This is a genomic window from Pseudochrobactrum sp. sp1633 (assembly GCF_030376605.1).
In the GTDB taxonomy this organism is placed as follows: Bacteria; Pseudomonadota; Alphaproteobacteria; order Rhizobiales; family Rhizobiaceae; genus Pseudochrobactrum.
In genome coordinates, this window is sequence record NZ_JARRAE010000006.1 from 33,305 (window position 1) to 54,695 (window position 21,391).

Consider the following 21,391-nt stretch of genomic DNA (forward strand, 5'->3'; position numbering starts at 1 on the left):
ACAGCAGTTTTTTTCACGTCAATGGCAAAAAACGTAATCTTGTTATTTTCTTTGCCGATCTGTGCAGGAAAACATCAATCTGCCGCGCAATGCAGCTTCATGAATCTATTCGGCAACCGCTCCGATCAAGACATTGAAAACAAAGAGAAGTACCAACCTATACTGACTGCTTTTTCAGCAAGGCAGCACGCGCTCTTTTATAAAGCGCCGGTGCTTTTTCCTTGGCATTCCATTCAGCAACGGTGGATGCAGCGCTGATAAGGTAGCTTTCATGCCCCATGCGCATTTCATTTTGCTCCAGCGCCTTGCAGATTCTGGCAGCCATTTTATCGGCGTCTGCCATTTCCAGATCAGGCACGATCAGCGCAAACTCTCCGTCACCCATATGGGCCAACACATCATGATAGCGGGTACAATTGCGGATACACAGCGCCGCTTCTATCAGCAGACGATCCGTGACGTCACGCCCGCGTTGTTCACATAATAGCTGTAATCTTTCAATGCCGATCAGCAGCACTGTCACAGGGCGATTAATTTTACCGAATTGCAGCAAATATTCATGCAGAGCGGCATCAAAATAGTGGCGGCTCTGCAAACCCGTCAGCGGATCTATAAAACCAATCTGCTCAAGGTCCTGACTATTACGGGTGATCATCCATGTGATGATTTTGAGCTGTCCCTTGTTCTTCACTTGCATGCGGACATGCGGCAGCAGCATCAGACTGCCCGCCACACCGGCAGCAATAAGAAAAAGCATTGCCGCACCCAGCGGGCCGTCCGGCAAAGAAACAGAAGCATCCTGTAATTTAATGTCGTTCAGCAGCTGGTGCTGCATAACCAGCATCAGGCCTGCACCGCAAAGCAGTACAACCATGATGATGAAAAACAGCTCAGCCCTCAGATAACGCATAGTCCCCCCGCCTTGATCCATTGTAAAAGGACAACAGATTAGTGACGGAGATTAAATCTTAAGTGTTTCGCGGTCGTTAACAACGCGCTCACAATATCGTGCGTATTTTAAGAGAAATAATCCTCGGCTCGTTCCAGATGCCGCCACTCATTACCAAACTGATTGCGGAACCATGTCATCTGCCGCTTGGCATATTGGCGTGTGGCAATCACAGCCAGCTCAACAGCCTGTTCGCGCGATATCTCACCTTTGAGCCAGCTTTCAATCTCGCGCACACCGATAGCCTTCATCACCGGCAATGCTGCATCCGGCTGCAAAGCCAGTAGAGCCTCTACTTCTGCAACCGCATTGCCCTGCATCATCAGATCAAAGCGCTGCGCAATGCGTTGGCGCAGCCATGCCCTGTCCGGCATCAGCACCAGCTTTTCGGCAAGTTGCGGCTCAATCAGCGCTCTGCCAGTACTGTTCTGCCATTCAATCAGCGAACGCCCCGTGCTGTCGACAACCTCCAGTGCACGAACAATCCGTTGACTGTCTCCCGCTTTCAGACGCTCTGCCATTGCGGGATCAAGCTTTTGCAACTCTTCATACAAACGTGGCGCACCGAGCTCAGCCATACGATTGCGCCAATAATCGCGCACTTCGTCTTTGACCTGCGGCATATCCGAGAGGCCACCGAGCAGCGCTTTGAAGTATAGCCCTGTTCCACCGGTAAAAACCGGCACCCTGCCCTGCAGCTCAGGTTTTGCCAGCAACGCTTCCACTTCCTGAAGCCAGCGGCCGGTGGAGTAAAGGTGCAAAGGCGAAACATGGCCGTAGAGATAGTGCGGCGCAGTTTCGAGATCATCGGCTTGAGGACGTGCCGTCAGTTGATCCAGCACATCATAAACCTGCATGGAATCACTATTTATGATATAGCCGCCACAATCCCGCGCGAGCCGCAATGCCAATGCTGATTTACCGCTGGCAGTCGGCCCCGCGATCAGAATTGCCTTTTGCTTGTCTCTCTGCTCTATCACTCACGACTCTCCAAACGCACAAAGCGGAACCAGTTTTCATGTCCCAGCCTGTCTCACACGTTGCCACACTGATCTGCAATCCTGCCAATCCGGTTCTGACACCTGAATTAGGGCATAAAGCCTGCGAGGCAGCTGATACGCAAGCCCTTTACTGGCTGGCAGATGGTATTGCCTGTGATCTGCCGCTGAAAACCGGCACAGATATCGCAGAAACAACGGCAAAGATCAGAGCAGCTCTGGGCGACGCTCCTGTGGATATTGTTATTCAGGAGCAGGATACCCGTCGCAAGAAGCTGCTGATCGCAGACATGGATTCCACCATGATCCAGCAGGAGTGCATTGACGAACTGGCAGAAGAGGTTGGCCTGCGCGAACATATTGCCGGTATCACCGCCCGCGCTATGAATGGCGAAATTGCTTTTGAACCGGCATTGCGTGAGCGCGTTGCCCTGCTCAAAGGTCTTCCGGTCAGCATTATCGATCAGGTTATCGCCAACCGTATCACCCTGACACCGGGTGGTATGGAGCTGATCGCCACCATGAAAAAACACGGTGCCTATACGGCTCTTGTTTCCGGCGGCTTTACCAGCTTCACTTCCAAAATTGCTACCCAGCTCGGCTTTGATGAAAACCGTGCCAATATTCTGCTGGATGATGGCGCACATCTTACCGGTCTGGTTGAAGAACCGATCCTTGGCGCTGATGCCAAGAAAGTCAGCCTTGATGATATCTGCTCTAAACTTGGCATAACCGCTCAGGACGCTATGGCAGTGGGTGACGGTGCCAATGATCTGCCGATGATCAAACATGCAGGCAGCGGTGTGGCATTGCATGCCAAGCCAGCTGTTGCAGCGCAGGCACGTATCCGCATTGATCATGGCGATCTCACAGCGCTGCTCTATATTCAGGGTTACAGAAAAACGGATTTTGTAACATGACCGGTATCATCGAAACTCCCCGCCTGATCCTGCGCAACTGGCAGGAAGATGATCGCGCATTTTTCCATGAGATCAATTCCGATCCGGTCGTGATGGAATTCTTCCCTGCACTGCGCAGTCGTGAAGAATCCGACGCACTGATGGATCGCGTAGTGGCGATGATCAATGATGACAGTTTCGGCTTTTATGCGGTGCAGGATAAAGAGAGCGGCGATGTTGTCGGCTTCACCGGATTGATGAAAACCGATCTCGAACCTTTCATGCCAAAAGGTGTACTGGAAATCGGCTGGCGCTTAGCGCAGCGTTATTGGGGCAAAGGCTATGTGACCGAGGCAGCGCTTGCCTCATTGGCTTATGCTTTTGAGAAACGCGGACAAGATCAGGTTGTCTCTTTCGCTGTGCACAACAATCACCGCTCAACAGCTGTGATGCAGCGCATTGGCATGGTCAACAATCCGGAACGGGATTTTGGTCACCCAAAAGTGCCGGATACACATCCGCAATTGAAGCGCCATGTGCTTTATACCATCAACAAACAGCAGTGGTTGAATCAACATGATAAGTCCGGCGTCTAATCCGTTCATCTGATTCAAGTTTTTACAAATAAAAAGGCCGGAGGATGTACACATCCTCCGGCCTTTTCTGCATTCTTGTTGATGTCAGATCAGTCAATACGCAAGGTTACAAAGCGCAGCTCACCACTTGGCGCGGCCAGCATCAGCAATGCATTTTTACGTCCCTGCTGGCGCAGCTTCTCAATCTTCTTCTGAATATCCGCCGGTGCTTTCACTGTCTCCTGCGCAAACTCGACAATCACTTCACCAGCCTTGATGCGCTTTTCTTCAGCAGCAGATTTTGCTTCCACTGCGCTGATCACAACACCTTCCACATCAGCAGAAATTTCATATTGCTTGCGCTGTGCTTCATCAAGCTTGGTCATGGTCATACCAAGAACCGTCAGAGTATCCGCAGCTTTTGCCTTGTCTTTTGCTTGCTCACCGGCCTTAGCCGCAGCCTTGTCTTTGTTTTCATAATCCTCAAGGCGGCCGAGCTTGATTTTAACATCCTGCTCCTTGCCCTTACGCAGAACCCGTACTTCGACTTCTTTACCAACAGGACTTTCAGCAACCACACGCGGCAGGTCGCGGGCACTTTCAACATCCTTACCGTCAAATTTCAGGATGATGTCACCGGCCATCAGTTCGTTATTCTCAACACCGCTATTGGCAATCAGTCCGGCAACCAGCGCACCTTTAGGCTCGCTCATACCAAAGCTTTCAGCCACATCATCTGTCACCGGCTGAATGCGCACACCAAGCCAGCCGCGGCGTGTTTCACCAAACTCTTCCAGCTGCTTGATAACCGATACAGCAAGCTCTGAAGGGATAGCAAAACCAATACCGATAGAACCGCCGGTTGGTGAAATAATCGCCGTATTGATACCGATAACTTTGCCGTTCATATCGAACAACGGACCACCGGAGTTACCGCGGTTAATCGCGGCATCCGTCTGAATGAAGTTATCATATGGCCCTGCCTGAATATCACGGTTGCGGGCAGAGATAATACCCAGCGTTACCGTACCGCCGAGGCCAAACGGATTACCGATTGCCATCACCCAGTCACCGATCCGCGATTTTTCTGAATCGCCGAAGCCAACCGCTGTGAGTTTATGCTTCGTCGGATCAACCTTCAGCAGCGCAATGTCGGTTTTGGTATCAGTGCCGAGCAGCTCTGCTTTCAGCTTTTTACCATCAGTGAAATTCACCTCGATTTCATCAGCATCGGCGATGACATGGTTGTTGGTCACAACCAGCCCCTTCTCCGCATCAATCACGAAGCCGGAACCGAGCGACTGCATTTTACGGGCAGCACTGCCGCCGTCTTTTTGATTTTCTTCAGAGAAGAAATCATCAAAGAATTCCTGAAACGGCGATCCTTCCGGCAGCTGTGGTGCAGGCTCGGCCTTTTCCTCTCCGTTTTCATCTTTCACGGTCTGGGATGTCGAAATATTCACCACGGAATCCAGCAGTCCCTGCGCCAGATCGGCAATCGAAGCCGGCCCTGCAACAGTCTGCCCTAAAGGCGCAAGCTTGCCTGTAATCACCGCCGGTGCCTGCGGGGCTGTAACAGCGGCCTGCTCCTGCGCCACCACCGACGTGCCGTATAGCACCGTGCTCAGAGACAAAGCGGCAAGACCGGTACGCAGGGAAAAAGAAACCATGCTTTTATTCTGAGTGCGAACCATCTGAAACTCCGCCTGTTTTTGTTATTTAGATCGCCGTGCGCCCGATCGGCGCAAAAAGGTCGTTCTAACCCTGATACTTACAACGGATTGCAAGCAAAATACGGCCAGAGCATGTCGCAGTTAAATGTCATCATTTAATATCCGCAACATACACTCACCTGTAATTCCGAACGCCTGCTATGAGCCGCCTGAATGCAATGCGCTCTGCTTTAAACCAATTATGCTCTACTTTTAAAGTGTTCGAGCGACCTTTGTACGCCCAATGGGGCGCACGGCGCTCTAAAGCACATTATCAGAAGTTTGAAGCCCAGGCAGTCGCTATGATTTAATGCTGCAAATTCTGAAAAAAAGAGGCGTATGAAATATCATACGCCTCTTTGTAATTTTATCCGGCAGATCAGCCCCGAACCAGCCAGACCACACCGACACCAAGCACCAGCGCAACCATACCTGCGGTTCGCAAATAGCTCTCCGGTGCTTCCGACACATCTTTTGCCATACGTCTGGCGAAGGTCGGAAAGCCGCCATAGAGCAGTCCCTCTAAAACGAGAAGCAAACCTATGGCTGTTATCAGATCACTCACAATAACATCCGGTCTTTACTGGGCAGGCTGAGACGGCAACTTGCCGGCTGCATCCTTAAAGAAGCGGAAGAATTGTGAATCCGGTGACAGAACCATTGTTGTACCTTCAGCCTGCAAAGACTGACGATAGGCGTTCATTGACCGGTAGAATGCGAAGAAATCAGGATCCTGTTTAGCGGCATCCGCAAAAATACGGCCCCGCTCACCTTCACCCTCACCGCGCAGAACTTCCGAATCACGGTTCGCTTCAGAGACGATTTCCACAACCTGACGGTCAGCCACAGCCTTGATACGCTGTGCAGCTTCACGGCCACGGGCACGCAGACGTTCAGCTTCGGCAAGACGTTCGGCCTTCATGCGGTCGAATGTCTGCTGAGAAACCTCAGCGGTCAGATCAGTACGGCGGATACGCACATCCTCAATGGTCAGACCAAGGGATTCCGCATCCGGACGCAGCTGGTCGCGCACTTCACGCATCATGCTGCCACGTTCTTCCGACAAGGCTGATTCAAAGCCACGCAGACCATAGACCTGACGCAGAGCCGCATCGAGACGGGTACGCAGACGCTGTTCTGCAAGCATTGTATTCGCCGAAACAGTCTCACGGAATTTACGGGCATCCGTAATGCGGTAAACGAGGAACGCATCCACATCATAGAATTTACCGCCGGAAACCTGAACGCGGATATCGTCCAGATCAAAGCGCATCATACGATCATCAATGATCTGCACATTATCTGCTTCAGCAAAAGCAAATGGCAGCTTGAAGTAAATGCCAGGCTCAGTTTTTACATCAACGATCTGACCAAAACGCGAGACAATTGCCTGCTGGCGTTCGTTGACGACGAAAAGCGATGAATAAACCAGAAATGCGACAACAGCGATCGCACCAACGATAAAAGGCAAACGATTCTGATTCATTATTGTGCGCCTCCAGCAGTTCCGGCCGGCTTACCTTGCTGGCGCATCAGTTCCGTCAGCGGCAGGTAAGGCATAACATTGTTACCGCCTTCGATAATCACCTTGTTGCTGTCTTTCAGCACCTGCTCCATCGTTTCAATGAAGAGACGATCGCGGGTAACATCAGGCGACTGCTTGTAAATATTCAGGACAGAGTTAAAGCGCTGGGTTTCACCTTCTGCTTCCTGAACCATACGGGTTTTGTAACCGGCAGCATCTTCACGAACCTGCGCAGCCTCACCGCGTGCCTGACCAAGCTTCTGGTTAGAATACTGGTTGGCTTCTTCTACAAAGCGGTCTTCATCCTGTTCAGCACGCTGCACTTCATCAAAAGCATCAGCCACTTCGCGCGGTGGTGCAGCATCTTCAATGGAAAGAGCCGTAACCTGAATACCGGCGCCATAGCCGTTCAGCGTATCCTGCACAATATCACGCACCGATTCAGCAATCGCTGCACGATTGTCACGGAACACATCCTGAGCCGGACGACGGCCAACGATTTCACGGATCGCGCTTTCAGAAACCTGACGAACCATATTGTCAGGATCCTGTACCTTGAACAGGTACGAACGCGGATCGGAAACACGGTAAAGGACAGAGAACTGAACATTAACAATGTTCTGGTCACCGGTCAGCATCAGACCCTGTGTGGCACCGCGTGTGCCCTGACCGCCAATATTGATCTGGCGTTCACCGGTCGAGACCTTTTCATAGGTTTCAATCGGCCAGAAATGGAAATGCAGACCTGGTTCGGAAATGGTTTCTTTCGGCACACCGAAGCGCATTTCAACCGCAAGCTCATCCGGCTGCACGGTATACATAGACTGGAACAGCCAGAAACCGGCAAGTGCAAGCGCACCAACGATATACAAAGCCGGGCCGCCACCGCCGCCACCGCCGCCCGGGATCACTTTTTTGAGGCGATCCTGGCCTTTGCGCAAAATATCTTCCAGATCAGGAGGAGTTCCGCCAGGCCCGCCGCGCGGTCCTTTAGGGCCTTGTCCCCACGGTCCGCCCTGATTAGAGCCGCCATTATTGGAACCGCCGTTACCGGACCCGCCATTCTTATCGCCGCTACCCCACGGGCCGCCGCCATTTTGATTACTCCAGGGCATCCTCACCTCTCGTGCCAGATGTCAGAGGCGGAACACCTCTATTCATCAATCAGTCTGTTCCGTTTATAGGTACGCAAAAGCAGTCTTTCAACGCAAGACACGAAGATTCATCACGCTTTTGCAATTTTCTGACAAATTAGTTGATCGACATGGTAAAAATAGCTGTCTTTTGAGACTGCCCTACCTGTTAGCGTCGTTCGTAAACCACATAGCGGGTCGGATAATTATCCTTCTCGCCCGCAGGCACATGCTCTTCACTGACAACCTGCCAGACCTGGGGATCGACAGGACCGAAAAACGCATCGCCGTCGATTGAAGCTTCAATATGCGTCACATGCAGGTGCGTAGCCTTATCCATAGCCTGAGCATAAATCTGCGCCCCGCCGATAATACAAATTTCATCAACACCGGCTTCGCGTGCTGCCTGTTCACCAGAAATCAGCGCTTCATCAATGGTCTGCACAACCAGCGCACCTTCCGCTTTGTAACCACCATCACGGGTGATCACAATATTGGCGCGGTTCGGCAGCGGACGGCCCAGCGATTCCCATGTTTTGCGCCCCATCACCACAGGCTTGCCGAGTGTAAGTTTTTTGAAACGCTGCAAATCCGTGGAAAGACGCCACGGCATGCCGTTATCGCGCCCGATCACACCATTTTCTGACACAGCAACAACAAAAGAAATAATCATGGTCATCACACCGCAATCGGCGCTTTGATGGATGGCTCGGCCTCATAGCCAACCAGTTTGAAATCCTCAAAGCGGAAGGCGAAGAGATCTTTTACTTCCGTGTTGATTTCCATCACCGGCAGCGCTTTCGGCTCGCGGGTGAGCTGCAATTTCGCCTGATCGAAATGATTGTGATAGAGATGCGCATCGCCGAGCGTATGCACAAAATCACCAAGTTTCAGACCGGCAACCTGCGCAATCATCATAGTCAGCAGCGCATAGGATGCGATGTTAAATGGCACGCCGAGGAAAATATCGGCTGAACGCTGATAGAGCTGGCACGATAATTTGCCGTCCGCCACATAGAACTGGAACAGGCAATGGCATGGCGGCAGCGCCATTTCATCAACCAGCGCCGGATTCCATGCAGACACAATCAAACGTCTTGAATTAGGATTCTTCTGCAAATCTCTCATAAGATTCGCAATTTGGTCGATATGCGTACCATCAGGTTTCGGCCATGAACGCCATTGCGCACCATAGACAGGGCCGAGATCACCATTCTCGTCCGCCCATTCATCCCAGATACTCACGCCATTCTCTTTAAGGTAAGAAATATTGGTGTCGCCGCGCAAAAACCACAGCAATTCATGGATGATAGAACGCAGATGCAGCTTTTTGGTCGTCAGCACAGGAAAGCCCTGCGCGAGATCAAAACGCATCTGATAGCCAAAAACCGAACGTGTTCCCGTACCGGTACGATCGCCACGATCAGTGCCGTTGTCGAGAACGTGCTGAAGAAGATCAAGATATGTACGCATAGGCGCTATTTAGCCCTTTTGAGAATTCACAGCAATGACGCACACACAGTTTTGATCAGTAAGAGCACATAAAAAAGCCCCGCTGAATGCGGGGCTTTTAAAACTTATCAGAGGCTTTCCAGCTTACCGAGCGCTTTTGCGGTCAGGTAATAGAAGGTCACACGCTGCTTGTTGTGGTCGCCCTTCATGGTTTCAGCCACGCTGGCGATAACAGCATCTGCCTTTTCAGCATCTTCAATGCCAAGCTTTTTGCCAATCCAGCTGGTGCGTACACGCGCCAGTTCTTCAGCATCGGAAGCAGCAACCAGCGACGCATCGCGGCTGCGTAGAGCAATACCGAGATGCTTCACGATTTTAGCAACAACAGCCTCATCGGCAGCAGCATCGTAACGGCGTACGTCGGCTAGATAATCAGTCATGAAACCAGTCTCCTTCAATCTGACCGTGGTCACGGCCGTTAAACCCGAAGTAGCAAATAAGACAATGACGCAGCAATCTGCTGATGAATCATCGTTTAACTCTGTATGCCACTATATTATGGAAAGATTGACCAGCAGACAAAGGCTGTCAATGCTGTAATGCCTCTATTCTATCAGAAAACACACCAAACTGTTATTTCAATCTTTTTTGATAAATGACGGGCGTTCATAAATCCGGCCGGATCAATATTTTCAACGCCCGAAGACACAGGAAAATTCCTGCGCCCTCTTTTCAAGCCCGTGGAAGCCGCCTATATAAGGTGTGTCGGCTTGACCGACTATGGTGATAAATGGACTGCGTAATAAACCCATTGGACCCGGGGGCGGTACCCGGCGCCTCCACCAGAATACAGCTTAAAATATCAGGCTGTATTGTGGCGGGGGCGAAACAGGATCGACAAGGGCGTAAAGGCTGATCTTTTGCTCGGCATTGTACCACCGTTATCGGGCTATTGAGTAGTTGCAAATGACAACAAAGCTCAGGGTTACGCTCTCGCTGCCTAATGGCGGTGCGGGAAACCCAACCTAAGTCCTTAGGGTTAGCCCCTTAAGGCGGGGTTCGGAGGCACCTGGCAACAGAAGCCTCCACTTCTTTCCCTTTATGTATACGTATGAAAAAGGCACCGGATTTTCCGATGCCTTATTTTATTATGTCAAACACTCATCGAATGATCGTCTCATACGAGGCTGGCTTTTTCAGCCCGTGCCGCATGATGGTTATATAAGTCAGCACCCAACCGCAGAAGCCGCACAGCGCAATGGCAACCAGCATTGGCAAAACATTGCCGTTCATGATGAATGAACTAAGCCCCATTGCTGCGGCTGCGACCAGCAGTTGCAAAGTTCCGAGCAATGCGGCTGCCGTTCCGGCAATCTCGCCATGATCATCCAGTGCCAGAACACTGGTTCCGGGCAGAACAAGCCCGAGAAAACCATTGCCGATAAACAGAAATGCCATAATCATCCACAGGCTCTGAGTGAGGAATATGGCTGCAAGAACCATGACAACCATCGTCACCAGATAGCCGGTTACCGCATAGGAAACGACTTTTCCCAGGCCGTAACGGCTCGCCAACATGCCATTCAACTGAGACACGCCGAAAAACGAGATCGCATTGAGCGAGAACACCAGCGAATATTCACGTGGGGTCAATCCGTATTTTTCGATAAAGATAAACGATGAATTGGCGATATAGACAAAGAATGCTGCCATGCAGCAACCGCCGATACAGGTAAGCCCGATAAATTTGCCGTCGCGGATCAAAAGCGCATAGCCGCGCAATGCACGTCCGACCCCACCAGAGATCCGCTTTTCAACCGGCCGCGTTTCTTCCTGCGCGAAAGTCACCAAAGCCAGCCCGAGAATAGCCGCCAGCAACACCGCCCAGAACACGCCGCGCCAGCCAAAATCATCGATAATAAAACTGCCTGTCAGCGGCGCCAGAATTGGCGAAATCGAAAACACCAGCATCAGCATCGACATCAGCCGCGCCGCATCAACACCGGTATAGAGGTCACGCACAATCGCACGGGGCACAACCATGCCCGCACTCGCCCCTACACCCTGAATGAAGCGGAAAAAGATCAGCATTTCGATATTTGTGGCCATAGCCGAGCCAACACTACCGATACCGAAGAGTACAAGCCCCAGATAAAGCGGCAGTTTACGGCCATAAATATCGGAGAATGGTCCGCAGAACATCTGCATCAGCGCCGTCGCCAGAAAAAACACCATCAGGCTCATCTGCACAGCCGCTTCATTGGCATGCAGATCTCTGGCAATTGCAGGCAGCGCCGGCAGATACATATCAATGGCAAACGGCCCGATTGCCGAAATAAAACCAAGCACAAGCGCGGTGCGCATCAAACGAGCGGACATTCTAACATCTTTCAGAATACGGAGGATTGCTCATCCGCCTCTGTGCAGAAAACCACAATCCGTCAAATAATTCAGCCGCTTGTCATCGCACTCAGATTTTTCACATAATCCGGACTGAAGGGAGTGGGAAAATAAAAGCGAAGCTACCAATGGTCAACCGTCAATTTAATCCGGATTGGCTTCTGAGGTACCCATGCTAACTTAAAGCAGCCGGAAACACGCATAATGCGTACGAAACATGCCGGAAAAGCAGATTATTTCAGAAAGCCCTTTCACCTTTCATTACAGGGGTATATTGATAAATGAGGTAAATTTTCTGCGCTTTTTTCACACAAATGACAAAAGCTGTTGTACCACTTAACCAGAACATGCTGCCTCTTTCAGAATGCCGGCTCCTGATTAATCAATTGATCATACGGCAATGCTGATTTAGACAACATATATGACATCACTCCTCGAATCCGCGGGATAAGGATTTTATGGTTCAGGATCTTATCCGTTACGATATTCTTGCTCAGGATGCGCTTCGCGGCGTTATCCGCAAAGTACTTATGGAAGTGAACAAGGCTGGCTTGCCCGGCAATCATCACTTCTTCATCACCTTTCTGACCGAAGCCCCGGGCGTTCGCATTTCATCCCGTCTGAAGGAAAAATATCCTGAACAGATGACAATTGTTATGCAGCACCAATATTGGGATCTGGTGGTCACTGAGCAGCTTTTTGAAGTCGGCCTTTCCTTTGGTGAAATCGCTGAAAAGCTGGTGATCCCGTTCTCCGCTATTCGCGGCTTCTACGACCCGTCAGTCAATTTCGAGTTGGAATTTGATGTGTCTATTGCCCTGCCAACCGGCGATAACGACACGGAAACACTGGAAATTGTTTCTGAGCTGAGACCACAGGACGATGCTTCAGAAGATCAGGAAGACGCATCTGCCAAGCCTGCGAAGAAACCGGCGAAGAAAGCCGACCGCAGCAAAACGACAGCAAAAGACGACGGTGCTGAAAAGCCAGCGACTGAAGAAGCTCCGAAACCATCGGCTGATGTTGTATCGCTTGATGCTTTCCGCAAAAAATAAATGACATGATCGCATTCCGGCTCCGGCCGGAATGCGCACCTATATTAAAAAACGATATTTGTCTTTGAGAGGCTTGGTCATGAGTGACATTATCAATCTCAGACAGTTTAAAAAACGCAAAGCTCAGGCAACAAAAGAACTTGAAGCCAACGCCAATCGCATCCTCTTCGGGCGTACCAAAGCGGAAAAGGCTTTTGCAAAAAACCAATCTGAAAAAGACACGCGGTTTCTTGAGCTGAATAAGCTTGAGCCTGAAACATCGGCTTTGAGCAGCACTTCATCAGATGATGAGCCTGCATGAGTGAGAAAACGCGGTCCCGCCCTGCAAGCACAGTAGCGCGCAGCAAAGCGCAATTGCGCAAACACTCCATAACCTTGCACGGCCACGCTACAAGCTTCTCGCTGGAAGATGCCTTCTACGAAATCATCACGCAAATCGCTGCACATAACGGCCAGTCACTGGCATCGCTCATTGCTATGATTGACGATGAGCGCGATCGCAGCAGCAACCTTTCCTCCAGCCTGCGGCTCTATGTACTGGATTGGGTTTTAAGCAGCAAAAGTCCGTAATTTATTGCAACTGTGTTTCCGGCAGAGTTTGCAGAAATTCATCCAGACTTGGCTTAAAATCCGGTGCAGGGTTTTCATGTCTTTGCTGCAACTCCTGCGGCAAGGAATTTGCTGCGCCTGCCGCCTCTTCAGCACGTTTGCGTAATGCTTCTTCAGCCTCTATGCGCTGGCGTTTTCGTGTTTCCGCCCTTGCCGTATAATAATCAGCCTCACGCTTCAGCCGCTGCTTTTCAATAATCAGCGCTTGTGCAGCCTCAACACGCTGCTGCTCGCGCAGCAAGCCACGCTGCGTCAGAAACTGCACCATAGGCTGATAATCAAAACGCAACTGCGGCTGTTGCCATGATCCGGAAACAGTGAACTGCACTTGCGGCGCCACATCATTGCGCTCATTTTGCGGCAATACCATTTCCAGAGCACCCGTGCCGCCAAAGGCAAAGCGGTTTAGATCAAGCTGGAGATCGGCCTGCAAAATTGCTTTGTCATTTTGTAATTTAACAGACGGTGCACGGATAATACCCCCGGCTAGCGAAAGGGTAGTTTGCATCTGAGCAGCGCTCATATAGCCGTTTTCCGTAAGAGTTTTCGACAATTTGCTGCGCTCGGTCTCTGCCTGTTTCGGCTCGACCTGTGCAACAGCGCTATCTGAAAGCGCATCCGAACGGCGCAATATTTCTGCCATTGCAGGGACATTCAAACCCGCAATACCGGCCTTGTCGATGCTCACGGCACCTTCACCCGCCAGAGAATGCACTAGATCCGCCATAGATTTTCCGCTTCCTGTGAAACCGAGTTTGATATCGCTTTCACCGGTAACGGGTGGTGTGTAGCCTTCGGGCTGATAGATAACAGCCATATCGCCGCCGGAAAGACGCAGATCACCGCTGGTCAGCAATGAACCATTGGCATTGTTCAGCTCCAGCTTGCCGGACAATTTTCCGCTTGCCCAGTTGCCGCCAATTTCACTGATTTGCAATTGCTGGTCAGCTTTAATCAAACGAGCTGAGAAATCACTGATCGAGACGGCATCCGTCATTACAGCCTGTGCTGCGCTCACCTTCACATCCAGCCCCAGCGGCAGATTGGTTTTGTTGCCAAAAGCCGTTTCAGACCAGCCTGTACCGTCTGCAATTGTAATATCCGGCTGCGACAAGCCTGCCATTGCAGCAAACAATGCCGACAAATCAAAGCGCTCCAGTTTTATCTCGCCGCGCAACTGCGCAACGGATTGGTCACTGAGCGAGCCATCCAGCCTTGCACTCACTGTCTCATCATCCAGCTTACCCTGCAAATTCGGCAGGCGGACAATGTTTTTTCCGAACTGGAAATCACTGGCAATATTGACCAGCAAGCCACTGCCGAAACCACGCCCGAAAGGCAGTGCATATCCTGTGGTCGCGAGAAACGGCTCCAGATCATCGCTTTTCAATACGGCTTTGCCGCTGGCTGCCAGTTCTTCTCCGGTCAGCGTAATCACACCGTCGAGACGCGCACGACCATCATCACCGCTGATTTCAAGGCTCGTTTTCATGCCAGCTACGGGCGCGCCCTGCGCCTGCAAATTAACTTCTGCCTCGCCCATCAACCCCAATGGCACAACCGGTAAGCCAAGCAGTACCAGCGCAGCCTCACCAGACGCTGCTTTTGCATTGGCGGTTAAAGACAGTTGCATTGGCTCCGAACCGGACAGAGTTCCCTTGGATGAGCCTGCCACGGACAGGATCATTGCCCCTGTCTGGCCATTGAGACTGAAGGATAATTCAGCAATATCGCTTTTGTCAGCCTGCTTTGCAGCATTACCATTTTTAACACGGTTGCCGCGTGTTTTGTCAGTACCGGCTTCAGCTTGCTTGTCATTTGCCTCATCTGGCTTTGCAACAGTCTCACCATTTGCAAACAGGTTTTCCGCATTAATCAGCAAGTCGAGTTTTGTACCGGCAAATAATTCAGGATAAGCGCCTGCTCTGACCGACAAGGCAGAGATTAACGGTTCGCGTGGAAAAACAGTATTTAACCTATGCAGCAAGGGTTCCAGATCATCCGCCAGAACCGTTGCATCCAGCGTTGCATTGACCGAATGATCGAACGGCCGCAGCGCGCCGGTAGCAGAAATAGTTGCACCTTCCAGCCCGCTGATCAGCAGCCGGTCGAAGTCCAGCTTGCCGCCACTGAGACGAAAAGCAGTATCAAGTTGATCCGCTTCCAGACCGGAAAACTTAACCGGCCCTGCCTTCAGATTAACGGTCAGATTTTCACCCGCAAGCGCAGACAAGTCACCTTCGCGCAAGAATATGCTGCTTAGGAGCTGCATTGTACCGGCATCGAGCGCCTTGCCTTCAATATTCAGCGCAGAGGATGCAGCGCTTTTTACGCCGCCGCTCCGTTCAAAACTCCCCTGAAGAACCGTGTCCCCCAGTACAATTTCGAGATCATCAACACGCTGCAAATCATTGCTCAGATTGATTTTCCCTGAGAAACCGGCGGCGGGCACCTGCCCCAATACCGGCATACCTGCATCACCAGACAGCCATGAGGCGAAACCGGCTGGCTGGCGCGATGCGAGCAGAAAACTGCCCTGAAAGCCGAAGTCTGAGCCAAGCAGTAACTTGCCTTTGGCCTCAATCTGCGTGCGTCCCGGAAGATCAGCCTGCAACTGGCTGATATTCCACGCACCATCATTGGGCTCGGCACGGATAATGATAGAGCGGATCGTTGTGCCGCTGGCCACAATGGCTGGAAGACGCAGATCAATATTGCCCGGAATATCCGGTACAGGGATACGCTCAAGCAGCGTTTGCAGAAAAGCGATTTTCTCACGGAATGACAAAACCGGCAGCTCATCAGCAGGCTTATTATCCTGCATGCTGATATCCGGCTTCATACCATCAAGATAAACCTGCTGACCGTCCGCACTGATCATGAAATGCGGATTTTCAGCCAGATCGAGCTGCGCCTTGCCGTTGATAACATAGGGCGCATCCGCTTCCCCCTGTTCCATACGGAATTCTTCAATATCAAAGCCGCTGCTCTGCGCCGCGAACTTTCCTGTCAGCCGCAGCTTGTCGAGAGTAACTGCGGGCTTTTTCGCGTCCGCTTTTTTGCGCTCTTCATCGCTCAGCGTCAGAAACGAGAACTGCCCTTTATAGAAAGGCTTGCCGTCCTGCACGGTCACATCGCCGTCTGTCTCAATCGAAAGCGCAAGATCGTCAGGCAGCAGGCGCACACGCAGCCGCAACGGTGTGTCCCGCTTTTTCTCAGCGGTGCTGATTTCAACACCAAACGGCTCACCGTCTGCCTGCATATGTCCGTTGACACGCCACGGGCCCGCCAGACTACCGGCTGACAAAGTTGCGTTAATTTGGGCAAACTGCTGCTCACGACCGCGCATCTCATCGCGCAGGGTAATCTGCCCGTTACGCAAGGTCAGTTTTTCCAACCGTACTTTTGAACCGGCAAAATCGCTTTTCTCCGGCAAATCCCAGTCCAGTTGCCCCTGAGCATCCAGTCCGGCAAAGAGATGCGGCTTTTCCATCCGCATATCAAAAATCAGGATTTGGCCGCGTAAAAAAGGCATCAGCTCCGCATCCATGGAAAATTCATCCATAGTTAAGGCGCTGCGGCCATTCTTACCCTCAACAGTCACATCAGAAAAAGTAACAGACGGAAACGGCAGCAAACGCGCTTTGGCAGTTCCGTTCACATGAACAGGGCGGCCTAAAATCCGGCTTGCCTCTTGTTCAAAACTGTTGCGATAGCCTGTCCAGTCGACAAACGGCGGCACAACCAGCGCCAAAGTCAGCACCAGTACCAGCACCCCGCCGATAGCAACGAACAATCGCCCCAAAGTCTCACTCCGCCCGCATAGCGGCCATCAATACATCAATATATGAATCACGATTCTGTGCTACACCATAATGGTATGCAGCCTGCGACAACAAGGTAATTTCATCGGCGCAAAGCCTTTACGTACCTGTCCACAGGCTTGAAACAAATCACCAAAGACCATCACATGGCTTGATCCGCTGCCAGCTAATCATTACAGGTATCATATAACGGCCAATATCATTTTGTTCTCATGTCGTCCGGGCAGTTTTGCCTCAACACTGAATTGACTTTATATCTGTGACATTATCATGAATTATTCAACGTCCGAGACATCATCCCAACTCATGGAAACCATTCCGGATTTTTATGAGACAGCAGTTTTCAAGCGGGATATTTTCTCGGAAACCCGCGCAGGCTATTTTGTAGGCGAGCCGGAAACCCGCATCATCCGCCGCGTTGTCAGTGCTGCGCCGTGGTGGTCGAGCCCCCTGGCATGGTGGCTGGCACGTCGTGAAATCCGCGGCCTGAAAAAAGTGCGCGGTATCAAAGGTACGCCCCAGCTTCTGGCGACAGACAAACACGGGTTGTTCCGCACATGGACAGACGGCACACCGCTGCATCTCGCACGTCCGTCCCATCGCGAATGGTATTTGTCTGCACATCGAATTCTGCGCGATATGCGCCGCATGGGCGTTACCCATAATGATCTGCAAAAACCACAAAACTGGCTGATGACGCCGGAAGGTGAAGCCGCTGTAATCGACTTCCAGCTGGCTTCCGTTCATCGCCGCCGTGGTGCCTATTACCGTCTGATGGCCTATGAAGACTTTCGCCATCTCATCAAACAGAAGCGTAATTTTGCGCCTGATCTGATGACGCCGACCGAAAAACGCATTCTGGCACGCCGCTCGCTGCCATCACGCATCTGGCTGGCGACAGGCAAGAGGGTTTATAATTTCGTGACCCGCGGTATTTTCAACTGGTCGGATGGTGAAGGCACCGGCGACCGGATTGATAATGAAGGTCCAGCCATTGTATCGGCCCTGAAATCCGACCCGCGTGTGAAAGATGTGTCTCTGAGCCTCTATTCCCTGCCTGCCAAAGGTGTGGGGATCTATGCGTTTGTTGAAACACTCAATGCTGACGAAAAGTCACTGCGTGCACGTCTCAAAGGCTACAAAGTTGAACTGATCCAGCCGGTCGCGCATTTGCCGCGCCGGGCAGATGGTTCTGTTCGTGAAGATATCCTGCGCCTCGTGGCCATGAACCAGATGACAGAGCTGGACGATCTCCTGCTGCGTGAGCCGGAAATGCGCCCGCTGGTAGAAGCATTGGCAGCGCATCGCCTCAACTTCACAGACCGCCGCATCACGCAGATGGAATAGCGCCAGCTTTCCCCTGCAATTTCCATGAAAATGACCTGAATAAAGTACCTGCGTAAAATACAGGTACTTTATTTGTTCTGGTCTATGGCGTTTCGCTTAAGAATCATTACATTCGGAACTATGTCAGACTTTCCAGACGATATTCCCTTCTTCGGGGAGCCGGATGTACCGGCCACACCTAAACCGCAATCAGGTTCAAAGGCCAATTCGCAAGGCGGAATCGCCGCGCGGGCTATGCAGGCGCGCAACCAGCAGCGCCCAGAGCCTGACTATCTGCAGGGGCTTAATCCGGAGCAGCGGCAGGCGGTTGAAGCGACTGAAGGGCCGGTTCTTGTTCTGGCCGGTGCCGGCACCGGAAAAACCCGCGTTCTGACCACGCGTATTGCCCATATTATTCAGCAGGGCTTGGCGTTCCCGAGCCAGATTCTCGCAGTGACCTTTACCAATAAAGCGGCGCGCGAGATGAAAGAGCGTATCGGCCATCTGGTTGGCGGTGCGGTTGAAGGCATGCCGTGGCTCGGTACATTCCACTCCATCGGGGTGAAGCTGCTGCGCCGCCATGCGGAGCTGGCAGGATTACGCTCTGACTTTACTATTCTTGATACGGATGATGTGATCCGCCTGCTCAAACAGCTTATTCAGGCTGAAGGGCTGGATGACAAACGCTGGACGCCGCGCTCTTTCTCAATGATGATTGATGGCTGGAAGAATAAAGGCTACGGCCCTTCCGATATTTCCGAGGGTGACGCACGCTCATTTGCCAATGGCAAAGGACGCGAACTTTATCAGGCATATCAGGAACGGTTGAAAACGCTGAATGCCTGCGATTTCGGTGATCTGCTGCTGCATCCGATCCGGATTTTCCGTAAACATCCGGATATCCTGCGCGAGTATCACGCGAAATTCCGTTATATTCTGGTGGATGAGTATCAGGATACCAACACCGCGCAATATATGTGGCTGAGATTGCTTGCGCAAAGATCAAGTAGCAACGCCTCCTCTTCTAATCTATCAAATAGCACTTCCAACGCGACCGACTGGTCGTCGGCTGACTTTTCAGCCGCCCCTGCGGAGCGCAGCCGCGATAGCGGCGACAGCGTGAGCAAAAAAAACTCAACACAGCAGATTAACATCTGCTGTGTTGGCGATGATGATCAGTCGATCTATGGCTGGCGCGGGGCGGAAGTTGATAATATTTTGCGCTTTGACAAGGATTTTCCGGGTGCGACCATCATTCGACTTGAGCGCAATTACCGCTCCACACCGCATATTCTGGGCGCGGCATCACACCTGATTGCCCATAATGAAGGGCGCTTTGGTAAAACACTGCTGGCACAGGCAGCGGCTGATGATGACCAAAAAGTGCATGTTCATGCCTCGTGGGATTCTGAAGAAGAAGCGCGCGCCGTCGGTGAAGAGATTGAACAGGCGCAGCGTCAGGGGCATTTGCTCAATAATATCGCCATTCTGGTGCGAGCTTCGTTCCAGATGCGTGAGTTTGAAGACCGCTTTGTTACACTTGGCCTGAACTATCGTGTTATCGGCGGCCCCCGTTTCTATGAACGGCAGGAAATCCGTGATGCGATGGCCTATTTCCGCGTTGTCGCGCAGCCTGCCGATGATCTGGCGTTTGAACGTATCGTCAATACACCGAAACGCGGCCTCGGCGAAGCCAGCCTGCGTCTGGTGCATGATTATGCGCGTGCAAAAAATATGCCTATGCTGCTCGCGGCAGAAGACCTGATTGCAACGGAAGAGCTGAAACCCAAGGCCCGTTCTGCACTGCGCGAAGTGATCGAAAATTTCCGGCGCTGGCAAGGATTACTCGACAATAAATCCCACACGGAACTGGCCGAAATGATTCTTGATGAATCCGGTTATACAGCGATGTGGCAGAATGACCGCTCGGCTGAAGCGCCGGGACGTCTGGAAAACCTGAAAGAGCTCATCCGGTCTATGGAAGATTATGAAAGCCTTCGCGGCTTTCTGGAGCATGTCGCTCTGGTCATGGATACGGAAAAGAATGAAGGCATGGATGCCGTCAATATTATGACGCTGCATTCCGCCAAAGGTCTTGAATTTCAAACAGTCTTCTTACCCGGTTGGGAAGAAGGCCTGTTTCCGCATCAGCGGGCGCTGGATGAAGGCGGCCGCTCAGGTCTGGAAGAAGAACGCCGCCTTGCTTATGTCGGCGTGACGCGTGCCAAGAAAAACCTGCATATCTGGTTTGTGTCCAACCGCCGTATTCACGGCATGTGGCAAACCACTATTCCGTCACGTTTTCTGGAAGAACTGCCGGAAGAGCATGTGGATATTGCAGAATCCGACAGCTCCTATGGCGGCGGTTACGGCCAGTCACGCTTTGATAATGTTGGGCGCGGCGATCCGTTTGCCAATTCCTATGCCACACCGGGCTGGCAGCGCGCGCAACAGAACCGCTCTGATGCCACGCGTAACAATTGGGGCTCACGCTCCGGTGCCAATGTCGAGCGTATCGGTTATGGCGAAACAGATTCCGGCTTCGGTGCCGGTCGCGGTTCAGTCAAAGGCAAAGTGATTGACGGCGAGTTGGTGGCAAAATCCGTTTCCTCAACACCGTCAGACTTTAAGGTCGGCGACCGCGTTTTCCATATGAAATTCGGCAACGGCAATGTCGCCTCAATTGACGGCAATAAGCTGACGATTGATTTTGACCATGCCGGACAAAAGCGTGTCATCGACAGCTTCGTAAAACGGGTATAAAAATCTGCAAGCAATTGAGTTTAGAAATAATATTCTAATATTGATCTGTATGAGAGCATAGCATCATAAAACAGCTTTTCATTGCAGCATCACATTGCTTAACCCCACCATGAATTTTCGTTAAATTTCGAACCAACGAGCGAAGGAGCAAATTTGCCCCTTCGCTTCACT

The 21,391-nt window shown here is 51.6% G+C and carries 17 protein-coding genes, 1 other RNA gene and 2 pseudogenes; 9 read left to right on the forward strand and 11 right to left on the reverse strand.

Annotated features, from left to right (window positions below; translation table 11 throughout):
- Positions 1-157: 157 nt before the first annotated feature.
- Both P8H26_RS08405 and miaA read right to left on the reverse strand, forming a co-directional pair.
- The gene (locus tag P8H26_RS08405; protein ID WP_289632498.1) at positions 158-910 is read right to left on the reverse strand and encodes a GGDEF domain-containing protein; all 753 of its coding nucleotides are present in this window, start codon (positions 908-910) and stop codon (positions 158-160) included.
- A gap of 107 nt (positions 911-1,017) precedes the next feature.
- Positions 1,018-1,926 carry a tRNA (adenosine(37)-N6)-dimethylallyltransferase MiaA gene (gene miaA / locus P8H26_RS08410; protein WP_289632679.1) on the reverse strand — a complete coding sequence of 303 codons (909 nt, stop codon included), beginning with the start codon at positions 1,924-1,926 and terminating at the stop codon, positions 1,018-1,020.
- A 41-nt stretch (positions 1,927-1,967) separates the two neighbouring features.
- Between miaA and serB the strand changes: the two genes are divergently transcribed.
- The gene (serB, locus tag P8H26_RS08415; RefSeq protein ID WP_289632499.1) at positions 1,968-2,867 is read left to right on the forward strand and encodes a phosphoserine phosphatase SerB; all 900 of its coding nucleotides are present in this window, start codon (positions 1,968-1,970) and stop codon (positions 2,865-2,867) included.
- A complete protein-coding gene (locus P8H26_RS08420) occupies positions 2,864-3,442 on the forward strand; it encodes a GNAT family N-acetyltransferase (RefSeq protein WP_289632500.1) in 579 nt (192 codons plus the stop codon). Before serB ends, P8H26_RS08420 begins: the two co-directional genes overlap by 4 nt.
- 89 nt (positions 3,443-3,531) lie before the next feature.
- Here P8H26_RS08420 and P8H26_RS08425 read toward each other — a convergent pair whose 3' ends face one another.
- The 7 genes from P8H26_RS08425 to P8H26_RS08455 all read right to left on the reverse strand — a co-directional run bounded on the left by P8H26_RS08425 (position 3,532) and on the right by P8H26_RS08455 (position 9,683).
- On the reverse strand, positions 3,532-5,115 hold the full coding sequence (locus P8H26_RS08425) for a Do family serine endopeptidase (protein WP_308446660.1): 1,584 nt from the start codon (positions 5,113-5,115) through the stop codon (positions 3,532-3,534).
- Between the two features lie 397 nt (positions 5,116-5,512).
- Positions 5,513-5,698, reverse strand: a complete 186-nt coding sequence (locus P8H26_RS08430) for a DUF2065 family protein (protein ID WP_289632501.1) — start codon at positions 5,696-5,698, stop codon at positions 5,513-5,515.
- Positions 5,699-5,713: 15 nt separating this feature from the next.
- Positions 5,714-6,619, reverse strand: coding sequence for a protease modulator HflC (hflC, locus tag P8H26_RS08435; protein ID WP_289632502.1), 906 nt, complete (start codon positions 6,617-6,619; stop codon positions 5,714-5,716).
- Positions 6,619-7,773 carry an FtsH protease activity modulator HflK gene (gene hflK, locus P8H26_RS08440; RefSeq protein ID WP_289632503.1) on the reverse strand — a complete coding sequence of 385 codons (1,155 nt, stop codon included), beginning with the start codon at positions 7,771-7,773 and terminating at the stop codon, positions 6,619-6,621. The genes hflC and hflK overlap by 1 nt, the downstream gene beginning before the upstream one ends.
- A gap of 187 nt (positions 7,774-7,960) precedes the next feature.
- On the reverse strand, positions 7,961-8,473 hold the full coding sequence (locus P8H26_RS08445; protein ID WP_289632504.1) for a dihydrofolate reductase: 513 nt from the start codon (positions 8,471-8,473) through the stop codon (positions 7,961-7,963).
- Positions 8,470-9,264, reverse strand: a complete 795-nt coding sequence (locus tag P8H26_RS08450) for a thymidylate synthase (RefSeq protein ID WP_289632505.1) — start codon at positions 9,262-9,264, stop codon at positions 8,470-8,472. Before P8H26_RS08450 ends, P8H26_RS08445 begins: the two co-directional genes overlap by 4 nt.
- A gap of 107 nt (positions 9,265-9,371) precedes the next feature.
- Positions 9,372-9,683 carry a DUF2853 family protein gene (locus P8H26_RS08455; protein WP_289632506.1) on the reverse strand — a complete coding sequence of 104 codons (312 nt, stop codon included), beginning with the start codon at positions 9,681-9,683 and terminating at the stop codon, positions 9,372-9,374.
- A 285-nt stretch (positions 9,684-9,968) separates the two neighbouring features.
- Here P8H26_RS08455 and ssrA point away from each other — a divergent pair.
- Positions 9,969-10,333: a transfer-messenger RNA gene (gene ssrA, locus P8H26_RS08460) on the forward strand.
- Between the two features lie 71 nt (positions 10,334-10,404).
- On the opposite strand, the gene P8H26_RS08465 is transcribed toward ssrA, so the two are convergent.
- The gene (locus P8H26_RS08465; RefSeq protein ID WP_289632507.1) at positions 10,405-11,622 is read right to left on the reverse strand and encodes a multidrug effflux MFS transporter; all 1,218 of its coding nucleotides are present in this window, start codon (positions 11,620-11,622) and stop codon (positions 10,405-10,407) included.
- A 479-nt stretch (positions 11,623-12,101) separates the two neighbouring features.
- Here P8H26_RS08465 and P8H26_RS08470 point away from each other — a divergent pair, with 479 nt between their 5' ends.
- The 3 genes from P8H26_RS08470 to P8H26_RS08480 all read left to right on the forward strand — a co-directional run bounded on the left by P8H26_RS08470 (position 12,102) and on the right by P8H26_RS08480 (position 13,268).
- Positions 12,102-12,698, forward strand: coding sequence for an SspB family protein (locus P8H26_RS08470; RefSeq protein ID WP_289632508.1), 597 nt, complete (start codon positions 12,102-12,104; stop codon positions 12,696-12,698).
- Positions 12,699-12,777: 79 nt separating this feature from the next.
- The gene (locus P8H26_RS08475; RefSeq protein WP_289632509.1) at positions 12,778-12,999 is read left to right on the forward strand and encodes a DUF4169 family protein; all 222 of its coding nucleotides are present in this window, start codon (positions 12,778-12,780) and stop codon (positions 12,997-12,999) included.
- A complete protein-coding gene (locus tag P8H26_RS08480) occupies positions 12,996-13,268 on the forward strand; it encodes a ribbon-helix-helix domain-containing protein (RefSeq protein ID WP_289632510.1) in 273 nt (90 codons plus the stop codon). The genes P8H26_RS08475 and P8H26_RS08480 overlap by 4 nt, the downstream gene beginning before the upstream one ends.
- Position 13,269: 1 nt before the next feature.
- Here P8H26_RS08480 and P8H26_RS08485 read toward each other — a convergent pair whose 3' ends face one another.
- Positions 13,270-17,112, reverse strand: a complete 3,843-nt coding sequence (locus P8H26_RS08485) for an AsmA family protein (protein WP_289632511.1) — start codon at positions 17,110-17,112, stop codon at positions 13,270-13,272.
- A gap of 289 nt (positions 17,113-17,401) precedes the next feature.
- On the opposite strand from P8H26_RS08485, the gene P8H26_RS08490 reads away from it, so the two are divergent.
- From P8H26_RS08490 to P8H26_RS18150, 3 genes and pseudogenes are all read left to right on the forward strand, one after another.
- The gene (locus P8H26_RS08490; protein ID WP_289632512.1) at positions 17,402-18,478 is read left to right on the forward strand and encodes a serine/threonine protein kinase; all 1,077 of its coding nucleotides are present in this window, start codon (positions 17,402-17,404) and stop codon (positions 18,476-18,478) included.
- A gap of 120 nt (positions 18,479-18,598) precedes the next feature.
- Positions 18,599-19,463 (forward strand): annotated as a pseudogene (locus P8H26_RS18145) (ATP-dependent helicase); the annotation flags it as partial.
- Between the two features lie 143 nt (positions 19,464-19,606).
- Positions 19,607-21,220: pseudogene (locus P8H26_RS18150) on the forward strand (3'-5' exonuclease); the annotation flags it as partial.
- Positions 21,221-21,391: the final 171 nt, after the last annotated feature.

What these genes read in the sequence shown, in the direction of transcription:
- P8H26_RS08480 (WP_289632510.1), top strand. Translation starts at nt 12,996, where the DNA reads ATGAGTGAGAAAACGCGGTCCCGCCCTGCAAGCACAGTAGCGCGCAGC.
- hflK (WP_289632503.1), bottom strand. Translation starts at nt 7,773, where the DNA reads ATGCCCTGGAGTAATCAAAATGGCGGCGGCCCGTGGGGTAGCGGCGAT.
- P8H26_RS08405 (WP_289632498.1), bottom strand. Translation starts at nt 910, where the DNA reads ATGCGTTATCTGAGGGCTGAGCTGTTTTTCATCATCATGGTTGTACTG.
- P8H26_RS08455 (WP_289632506.1), bottom strand. Translation starts at nt 9,683, where the DNA reads ATGACTGATTATCTAGCCGACGTACGCCGTTACGATGCTGCTGCCGAT.
- P8H26_RS08420 (WP_289632500.1), top strand. Translation starts at nt 2,864, where the DNA reads ATGACCGGTATCATCGAAACTCCCCGCCTGATCCTGCGCAACTGGCAG.
- hflC (WP_289632502.1), bottom strand. Translation starts at nt 6,619, where the DNA reads ATGAATCAGAATCGTTTGCCTTTTATCGTTGGTGCGATCGCTGTTGTC.
- P8H26_RS08490 (WP_289632512.1), top strand. Translation starts at nt 17,402, where the DNA reads ATGAATTATTCAACGTCCGAGACATCATCCCAACTCATGGAAACCATT.
- P8H26_RS08450 (WP_289632505.1), bottom strand. Translation starts at nt 9,264, where the DNA reads ATGCGTACATATCTTGATCTTCTTCAGCACGTTCTCGACAACGGCACT.
- P8H26_RS08475 (WP_289632509.1), top strand. Translation starts at nt 12,778, where the DNA reads ATGAGTGACATTATCAATCTCAGACAGTTTAAAAAACGCAAAGCTCAG.
- P8H26_RS08465 (WP_289632507.1), bottom strand. Translation starts at nt 11,622, where the DNA reads ATGTCCGCTCGTTTGATGCGCACCGCGCTTGTGCTTGGTTTTATTTCG.
- P8H26_RS08425 (WP_308446660.1), bottom strand. Translation starts at nt 5,115, where the DNA reads ATGGTTCGCACTCAGAATAAAAGCATGGTTTCTTTTTCCCTGCGTACC.
- P8H26_RS08470 (WP_289632508.1), top strand. Translation starts at nt 12,102, where the DNA reads ATGGTTCAGGATCTTATCCGTTACGATATTCTTGCTCAGGATGCGCTT.
- serB (WP_289632499.1), top strand. Translation starts at nt 1,968, where the DNA reads ATGTCCCAGCCTGTCTCACACGTTGCCACACTGATCTGCAATCCTGCC.